General features: G+C 40.9%; 6 protein-coding genes. 3 read left to right on the top strand and 3 right to left on the bottom strand.

What is annotated here, in order from left to right; translation table 11 throughout:
- Positions 1 to 115: 115 nt before the first annotated feature.
- Positions 116 to 1,609 carry a guanosine-5'-triphosphate,3'-diphosphate diphosphatase gene (gppA, locus tag C2M33_RS10620; RefSeq protein WP_063700705.1) on the bottom strand — a complete coding sequence of 498 codons (1,494 nt, stop codon included), beginning with the start codon at positions 1,607 to 1,609 and terminating at the stop codon, positions 116 to 118.
- Positions 1,610 to 1,657: 48 nt separating this feature from the next.
- Positions 1,658 to 2,932 carry an ATP-dependent RNA helicase RhlB gene (rhlB, locus tag C2M33_RS10615; RefSeq protein WP_063700702.1) on the bottom strand — a complete coding sequence of 425 codons (1,275 nt, stop codon included), beginning with the start codon at positions 2,930 to 2,932 and terminating at the stop codon, positions 1,658 to 1,660.
- Positions 2,933 to 3,022: 90 nt separating this feature from the next.
- Between rhlB and trxA the strand changes: the two genes are divergently transcribed.
- The 3 genes from trxA (at position 3,023) to C2M33_RS21340 (ending at position 6,205) form a co-directional block, all read left to right on the top strand.
- A complete protein-coding gene (gene trxA, locus C2M33_RS10610) occupies positions 3,023 to 3,349 on the top strand; it encodes a thioredoxin TrxA (RefSeq protein ID WP_063700701.1) in 327 nt (108 codons plus the stop codon).
- 181 nt (positions 3,350 to 3,530) lie between these two features.
- Positions 3,531 to 4,790, top strand: a complete 1,260-nt coding sequence (rho, locus tag C2M33_RS10605; protein WP_062566226.1) for a transcription termination factor Rho — start codon at positions 3,531 to 3,533, stop codon at positions 4,788 to 4,790.
- Between the two features lie 164 nt (positions 4,791 to 4,954).
- A complete protein-coding gene (locus tag C2M33_RS21340) occupies positions 4,955 to 6,205 on the top strand; it encodes a methyl-accepting chemotaxis protein (protein ID WP_063700699.1) in 1,251 nt (416 codons plus the stop codon).
- Here C2M33_RS21340 and C2M33_RS10595 read toward each other — a convergent pair.
- A complete protein-coding gene (locus tag C2M33_RS10595; RefSeq protein WP_063700698.1) occupies positions 6,178 to 9,012 on the bottom strand; it encodes a tetratricopeptide repeat protein in 2,835 nt (944 codons plus the stop codon). The two genes, C2M33_RS21340 and C2M33_RS10595, sit on opposite strands and share 28 nt — an antisense overlap.
- Positions 9,013 to 9,084 lie beyond the last annotated feature (72 nt).

The raw sequence follows: 9,084 nt of genomic DNA, 5'->3' as shown, positions 1-9,084 counted from the left end.
CGAATTGAGATCAACTGTTTTTTGAAGTTTTTATGAAAAAAATGACTGTTCGCGCAAAATACGAACGAAACGCGTAAAAATAGCACTAAAAAAGGCCCCAAAGGGCCTTTTAACGTTATTTTACTATAAGCTTCCAACCTACTTTTGCTTGTAGCTTGGACTCTAGTTGTAGTTCACTGGCCATTAATGGGTGATATTTTAACCAATCGCCATCAAATGTCAGTGTGAGGGTGTTTTCATTAACACTAAGATCTATCGCTGGCAGTACATCATCTTGGCGACGCATTGATAAGATCACGGCGATCCGCACAACTCTTGTTAAACATTCTGCGAGTACTTGATGACAACCTAAGTGAGCAAAGCTGTTTTTAACAAGATCAGCACGATGTTCATTAGCAACAGCTGTGATCAGTTTATGCTCAGATTGTGAGAATCCTGGCATATCTGTGTTTTCTATAATGTAAGCTGTGTGCTTATGATAAAGCTTATACTCTATCAGTAAGCCAATCTCGTGCAGTTTTGCAACCGTTCTTAATAATGCGATTGCGTTATCATCGATTGACTGCCATTGCCCCATGACGCTTTTTGCCAATTGCTCTGCTAGTTGCGCAACACGGCACGCTTGTTTTTGATCAACATGATAGCGATTCATTAAGCCATCAACAGTTCGTTTTCGAATGTCGTGGTTATGAAGCTCTGGCACCATGCTGTATAAAACACCTTCGCGTAATGCGCCGCGAGCAAGACCCATTTGTTTTATATCTAACGATTCAAACAATGCGATCAAAATAGCGAGGCCAGAAACAAACACTAGACGGCGCTCTTCGCTCAAGCCTGCAAGCTCAAGATCAGCAATAGTGTCAAATTGTACTGATTGTTCTTTAATGGCGAGGAGTTTATCGAGCGTTAAAAGCTCATCTTGGTTTTGTGCAACCATGATCTCTTGAATAGCTTGCACAGTACCCGATGCACCGCTCGCTATTTGCCAGCCCGTTGCTTTGTATTCATCAACAATCTCAGCAACCACATCACTTGCCGCTTTAATTGCTGCAGCAAAATTTTCGTTACTGAGTTTTTGATCTTTAAAGTAGCGTTCTAGGAAGGTAACACACCCCATATGCAGGCTTTTATAGTGCAGTGCATCAAAACCTTGGCCGATCACGACTTCGGTACTCGCGCCGCCAATATCGATCACCAGTTGTTTGCCGCTACAAGCTGAGGTATGCGCCACACCTTTATAGATTGTCTTTGCTTCTAACTCACCGCTGATGACATTGATTTTATGACCAAGGATCTGTTCAGCTTTTTGCTTGAATACATCAGCATTAGTAGCAAGACGTAAGGTTGCGGTCGCAACAATTGTGATGTTTTTCTTTGGTATGTCTTGTAGACGTTCAGCGAACAAGGCTAGGCATTCCCAGCCTCGTTGCATAGCTTCTGTACTTAGGACGTTGTTTTCATCAAGTCCTGCAGCAAGCCTTACTTTACGTTTGACTCGACCGATCGTTTGCAGACCGCCAGCAATCGATTTAGCGATCAGCATATGAAAGCTATTTGATCCTAAGTCGATTACTGCATACACATTTTTTTGCGGTTGAAGTTGCCCCACCGTTCAAAAACCTCTAGTTACTACTAAGTCTTCAACAACGGTCGCTTATTACGACCGTGATTTCTGGTAACTATTATTTGGTCGACGTCCGTTGTTATTACGACTACGTGGGCCTGTAGAATAGTTCCGCTTTTTCTGAATAGTAGGCTTAGTTAAATCATCAAGCAATGCACTTTTATCATAATGTGATAATGGAATGCTGTGTTCTATATATTGCTCAATTTCGTGGAGATTATAGGCATACTGTTCACAGGCAAAGCTAATAGCGTGTCCTGAAGCACCAGCACGTCCTGTACGGCCAATACGGTGTACATAGTCTTCACAATCATCTGGCAAATCAAAATTAAATACATGACTTACTTCTGGAATATGCAAACCACGGGCAGCAACGTCGGTTGCTACTAAAAAGTCTAAATCGCCTTTGGTAAATTGAGCCAAAATTGATTGACGTTTTTTCTGATTTACATCACCGGTTAATAACCCAACTCGATGACCATCCGCTTTCATCCATGCATAGACATTCTCACAACTGTGTTTCGTATTTGCAAACACAATTGCTTTCTCTGGCCATTCTTCTTCAATTAAAGTTAACAGTAACTTAATTTTGTCATCTTGTGATGGATGGAACAGCTCTTCCTGAATACGCTTACCTGTTTTTACATCAGGCTCAACTTGTACATGCTCAGGGTTAGTCATATGTTCAAACGCTAATTCCTGCACGCGATAAGACAAGGTGGCAGAAAATAATAGGTTTAAACGCTCAGACGTTTCTGGCATACGTCTAAACATATAACGAATATCTTTTATGAAGCCTAGATCGAACATACGATCCGCTTCATCAAGCACCACAACTTCAATTTCATTCAGGGTGTAACAGCCCTGTTTATAAAGATCGATAAGGCGTCCGGTGGTCCCAATTAAAATATCCACGCCTTTTTCTAGTTGTGCACGTTGTTTTTCGTAATCTTCGCCACCATATACTAAACCTAAGTTAAGATTACAGTGTGGCGCTAAAATTTTTGCATCTTTGTGTATCTGAATCGCCAGCTCCCTTGTTGGGGCCATGATCAGGGCTCTTGGATGTTTACTAGGTGCTTTGCTAGATTGTAATAACCGATGGCACGTGGCAGTTAAAAACGCCAACGTTTTGCCCGTACCCGTTTGTGCTTGGCCCGCAATATCGCGGCCTTCACAAATAAAAGGTAGGCATTTCGCTTGAATGGGTGTGCAATATTCAAACCCATTTTCGGTTAAACCGGCAACCACTTCCGGTGCGATAGCAAAGTCTGAAAACTTTTTATCGGTCAAATGTGTCTTAGTCATAGCGTTTAAGCATAACGTTTAAACTTGCAATAAGAAACAAGAGTGTTTAAATACGCATTAAATATTTCGCCTAACTAATCGGAGATCGCAATGAGCGAGAAAATTATTCAATTAACTGACGATAGCTTTGAAGCTGACGTACTACAATCAGACAAACCTGTACTTGTTGATTTTTGGGCTGAATGGTGCGGACCTTGTAAAATGATCGCCCCTATTCTTGACGAAGTAGCTGGCGAGTTTGATGGCCGTGTTACAGTTGCAAAACTTAACATCGACCAAAACGCGGGCACACCACCTAAGTTTGGTATCCGTGGTATCCCTACATTACTTCTTTTCAAAGATGGCCAAGTTGCAGCAACTAAAGTTGGTGCTCTTTCTAAGACTCAATTAGTAGAGTTTTTAGAAAACAACATCTAATGAAAATATAAAAAAAGGGCTTTTTGCCCTTTTTTTAGCTTTATTTTGTTTAAAGACTGGACGCCTTGCTAGTGACCTGCTAGTTTATAAAGCCAACTAATCCTTAGTTATACCAACAAACCTCACTCATGTATCTAACGATGATTTTGAGTATGACAATTGTAATAAAGAACCCACCAATATGCATTTACGCGAATTAAAAGACAAGTCTATCAAAGAGCTTGTAAACTTAGCTGAGTCCATGGGGCTCGAAAACGTAGCCCGTTTAAGAAAACAAGACATTATTTTCGCCATTTTGAAAGCGCACGCTAAAAGCGGTGAAAACATCTATGGCGGCGGTGTTTTAGAAATCTTACAAGATGGTTTTGGTTTCTTAAGATCATCAGAAGCATCTTACTTAGCCGGTCCAGATGATATTTATGTATCACCGAGTCAAATCCGTCGATTCAGCATGCGTACTGGTGACTCTATTTCAGGTCTTATTCGTCCACCTAAAGACGGTGAACGTTACTTCGCATTATTAAAAGTAAATGAAGTAAACTTCGACAAACCTGAAAACTCTCGCACAAAAATTCTTTTTGAAAACCTTACCCCACTTCACGCAAACGAACGTTTACGTATGGAACGTGGTAACGGTAGTACTGAAGATATCACAGCACGTGTACTTGATTTAGCCTCACCAATTGGTAAAGGCCAACGTGCGCTAATCGTTGCTCCGCCAAAAGCGGGTAAAACGATGCTACTGCAAAACATTGCACAATCAATTAGCTACAACCAGCCTGATTGTGAGCTTATGGTTCTTCTTATCGACGAGCGTCCAGAAGAAGTAACAGAGATGCAGCGTCTTGTTAAAGGTGAAGTAATTGCTTCAACATTTGATGAGCCAGCGAGTCGTCACGTTCAAGTTGCTGAAATGGTAATTGAAAAAGCGAAGCGCCTTGTTGAGCACAAAAAAGATGTGGTTATCTTACTTGATTCAATCACGCGTCTTGCTCGTGCTTACAATACCGTTATCCCTTCATCAGGTAAGGTACTAACTGGTGGTGTTGATGCGAACGCTTTACACAAACCAAAACGTTTCTTTGGTGCAGCGCGTAACGTAGAAGAAGGCGGTAGCTTAACAATTATCGCAACAGCCCTAATCGATACGGGTTCGAAGATGGACGAAGTTATCTACGAAGAGTTCAAAGGTACAGGTAACATGGAATTACACTTAAATCGTAAGATTGCTGAAAAGCGTGTATTCCCTGCGATTGACTTTAACCGCTCAGGTACGCGTCGCGAAGAGTTACTCACTAAACCTGATGAACTTCAGAAGATGTGGATCTTACGTAAGATCGTTCATGAGATGTCAGAAATTGACGCGATGGAATTCTTAATTGATAAGCTTTCAATGAGCAAAACCAATGATGAATTCTTTGACTCTATGAAACGTCAATAACGATTACTGAGTTTTTAATAAATGCCTGTTTAATACAGGCATTTTTTTTGCCTAAAACTAATGACATAGCAATTAAACAGTTATACTTATGTGCGCTAAGATTATTGGTATTTCACAGAGATTTGTTCTATATATTATAGGATTAAAAGGTAAGGATCCCCTCAATGACTCGCATTAAAGTAGCTGTAGCTCTATTCTTAATAAGCTTACTTAGTTGTATTGCTAGTTTTACCGTATTTGAATTATCTGCAACAGCAATGGCTGTATTTGCGCTTATTGTTGTCGTTCCTTGGCTTACTATTATTGCTTACGTTTATACTACTGAGCATAAGCAACAGGATCACTTAAGTTATTTTGTTTCTAATATTACTTCTGAGCAAGGCATCGATTTCACTTTTCGTTTTGACGAAAATGATCGTCAATTACCGCAAGCTTGTCATGCCCTCAATGCCAGTTTGACGATGGTTGAACACATGCTTGGCGAAATATATTCGTCATCTGCCCGCTTATTACCTATGGCCGATGCACTGCGTGACACGTATGCATCAATGACTCAAAAAGCCACCATACAAGATGCTCATGGTATTGATTTAGCGGATACCATTACCCGTACGATTGAAGTATCGAAAGAGTTAGATAGAAGCCTTGAACAAATTTTTAATTCAGTATCTGATGCCACCCGTTCTGTACAACAAACCCGTTTAGACACAGATAAAAGCCAGGCGAGTCTTATCAAGCTTGCCGATAATATCAATCTAACGAGTGAGCAGATTATTTTACTTAAACAAGATAGTGATGCGATTGGCTCCGTCATTGATGTCATAAATAGTATTGCCGAACAAACTAACTTACTTGCGCTAAATGCTGCCATTGAAGCTGCACGAGCTGGCGAGCAAGGGCGTGGCTTTGCGGTAGTCGCTGATGAAGTAAGAAATCTGGCTGCCCGCACCAGTAAATCAACACAAGAAGTGCGTGAGATGGTAGCTAAAATCCAGCACAGTACTGAACAAGCATATCAATTAATGCAAACGGCACTAAAAGAAACCGAGCGTACGGTTGAGTTGTCTGAGGCTTCAACCAAAGAAACCAATAAAATTGAACAAGCAATGCTTGAAATTAATGCGTTTTCTGAGAGTGTTCATGAGCAGGTGGCGATGCAAAGCCAAATGTCGGATGAAGCCCAAGCAAGTATTGATGCGATGGTGGAGCTCAACTCTGATGCACTTTCAAGTTCACAAATACAGGCTGTATCGAGTAAAGACTTGGTTCGCCTTGCCCACACCATAGACGATAAGCTGTCGATGTTTCATATCACGCCACCCGAAACCGATCACGAACAGCGAATTGACCGCTCTCGTTTCGATACCAATCAAGAAATTGAAAAAATTCAAGACGGTGATATTGAACTGTTTTGATCAACCGAAGCATTATGTAGTTGCTCAAGTAGTTGAGCAACTAAACCTGTTAAATCGGTAAGTTTGTCTTGCTTTAACGCCGACTCAAGCGCCATAGCACTCATTGCAACATCATCTAGTGCAAACATTTTAGCCGCACCGCCAATTCGGTGAGCATCTTGCTGTAAGTTAAACAACTCATGAGCTGCAAAGTGCTGTTGTATCAATGCGCTTTCATGCTCGAAGCTATTAATAAAGCTTGCCACTAAGTCGCTCATATCATGCTGAGACTTAGTTGTTGCCCCATCCTTTTTACAATGCTTAGCTAGTTGCGTGTAAAATACTTTTTTATCAATCGGTTTGGCTAAATATCCTGTAAAGCCGGCTTCGAGGTAGCTGTCAATTTCATGGCTAATTGCATTAGCTGTTAATGCATAGACAGGCTGAGTAAAGCCACATTCTTGTAATAGCTTGAGCGCCTGTAAGCCATCCAATACTGGCATTTGAATATCCAGCAGCACCACATCTGGGAATTCCTTGAGGCACTGCTCAACAGCTTGCTCACCATTTTCAACCGCAATCACCTCAAGGCCCATCGACTCTAAATAACGAGAAATTAAACGGCGGTTATCTGGGTGATCTTCAGCAAGTAACACTTTACCTGATAAACCTTTTGTCACTGGCTGCACATACTTTGTAAGCTCAACAGTTTCAGAGCTTGGCGTATGCTCTTTACACGGCAAGTAAAACGAAAATATGCTGCCTTTATTTAGTTCACTTTCAACACTAATATAGCCACCCATCATCATCGCAAGTTGTTGTGATAGGCTTAAGCCAAGCCCGGTCCCACCAAAGCGACGGCTGATGCTGTTGTCGCCTTGCCTAAAACATTCAAATATTTGCTTAAGCTGCTCGGCGTTCATACCAATGCCCGTATCAGCGACACGAAACCAGACGCCTTGCTCTACTTGAGAGACTTTTAACTCTACTTCACCTTGATTAGTAAATTTAATTGCATTAGCACATAGGTTGATAAGTATTTGTTTAATGCGGGTAAAGTCGAGTTGACTGTAAAACTGCTCACCCAACTCATTGTGAAAAGCAAAGTTCAGCCCTTTATCTTTAGCCTGACCACTGAGCATGGAGTGGACGTCAGTAAGTAATCGAACTAAATCACCTTCTTTTAGGCTTAACTCAAGCTTATTAGCCTCAATTTTACTAATATCGAGTACATCGTTAATCAGTTCTTTCAAGTGATCACTTTGTTTTTGAATAACCGCAAGCTCATCGTTTAACTGCTCTGGTTTATAAAAACCATTCATTAAATTATCGGTTTGCCCCAAAATTGCGGTTAAAGGTGTACGGATTTCATGGCTGATATTTGCTAAAAACTGACTTTTAATTTCGTTAGCACTACGTAATTGCTCTGCGGTTTCTTCAAGCTCTTTGGTGCGTTTCGCGACCATTAACGAAAGTTGCTCTTTGGCACCTTTTTCTATACTACGGCGATAAATAGTAATCCCCGTTACCACTATCATCACAAACAAAATAAATAACATAATGCCCAACTGGCGCTGTTTAGACATTTCGAGCTCTTGCACATGTTGTAGCTGCTTTAGCTCAACAATTTCTTGATTAAGCTGACTTGCTTGAATTTGACTTTGCAGCTCACCCATCGACTTTAATAATTGTAAGCTTTGCTCGCTTTTGAATGAACGTACAAACTGATCAAAACTAGCAACGGCCCCTGCATAATCTCCTTTGCCAGATTTAATTAAGGCCATCATTCCTGCGCCGTCTTGTACTCTCAAATCATCTTTATATTGTTTAGCCATAAAGACCGACGTAGTCAGAGTTGCTTCAGCTTCAGCGAGCTTTCCTTGTAATAACTCGATTTTTGCTTGCGATAATAAACCGGCAAGCTCTAACGTTTTATTATCAATTTGTTTTGCAAATTCAACAGCTTTCTCTGCGTGGCTTAAGGCAAGTTCTAAATCACCAGTGCGCAGATAAACATTGGCTATGTTTGCGTGGCGCGACGAAAGAAAATAAGCATTATTTGTCTCTTGGTAATATCGCAAAGCTCGTTGATAGTAATGCAAAGACAGCTGATATTGACCAAGCTCAGAGTACGCAACGCCAATATTGCCATAGGATTGAGCAACGCCGTCTTCATCCCCTAATTTTTGGAAAATCTCTAGCGTTTCTCTATACATATCAAGCGCAATATCATAGCTCGACAAACGAATATAAATACCCGCTATGTTGTGTAAGATATCTGCTTTATCTTGTTCACTGCCATGCTCTTCGTATATGTCTTTCGCTTCTTTGTAATACTTAAGCGCTTGATCCATATTGAACATATCAAAATAAGCAAGGCCAATATTACTAAGTAAGTTCGCTTCGGCAATTGGCTCTGGTAGCTTTTTCGCAACGCTTAATGCCTCACTGTAAGCAAGCACAGCTTGTTGCATCAAACCTTGATAATAGTAAGTAACCCCTTGCATTTTTAAACTACGAAAATACCGTTTTGGGGTTGCAGCAAAGCTTGTCGATTGCTCTGCCAATTGGTAGTTCTTTACAGCCGCCGAAAAATTGCCCTTATCAAGCGCAAAATCCGCAAGTTGCAGGTATATATCGAGCCTTTGTTCTTGGTTAGTTGAATCTTGCTTAAGCAGTTTTTTGGCAAGCTGTTGCTTTTCTTGCCACTGCTCGGATTCACTAAATTGTTTGAATAATGAAGAAATAGCAAAACTTGGCTGCGAAAAGAGTACACTGCAGCCGATCAGGATGGCTGTAAGCAAGCTAATACGCAGTGATGTGAACATATGACGAAATCCCTTAATATCAACTTAGCCTGAAGATGCAGTTAGTAAGCTTGGCTAAAAGTATTCCCTAGT

Source organism: Pseudoalteromonas sp. T1lg122, assembly GCF_002964825.1.
GTDB lineage: Bacteria > Pseudomonadota > Gammaproteobacteria > Enterobacterales > Alteromonadaceae > Pseudoalteromonas > Pseudoalteromonas gelatinilytica.
Note: the sequence above shows the minus strand (reverse complement) of the source record. Positions and strands in the feature narration are given on the sequence as shown.

What these genes read in the sequence shown, in the direction of transcription:
- rhlB (WP_063700702.1), bottom strand. Translation starts at nt 2,932, where the DNA reads ATGACTAAGACACATTTGACCGATAAAAAGTTTTCAGACTTTGCTATC.
- trxA (WP_063700701.1), top strand. Translation starts at nt 3,023, where the DNA reads ATGAGCGAGAAAATTATTCAATTAACTGACGATAGCTTTGAAGCTGAC.
- rho (WP_062566226.1), top strand. Translation starts at nt 3,531, where the DNA reads ATGCATTTACGCGAATTAAAAGACAAGTCTATCAAAGAGCTTGTAAAC.
- C2M33_RS21340 (WP_063700699.1), top strand. Translation starts at nt 4,955, where the DNA reads ATGACTCGCATTAAAGTAGCTGTAGCTCTATTCTTAATAAGCTTACTT.
- C2M33_RS10595 (WP_063700698.1), bottom strand. Translation starts at nt 9,012, where the DNA reads ATGTTCACATCACTGCGTATTAGCTTGCTTACAGCCATCCTGATCGGC.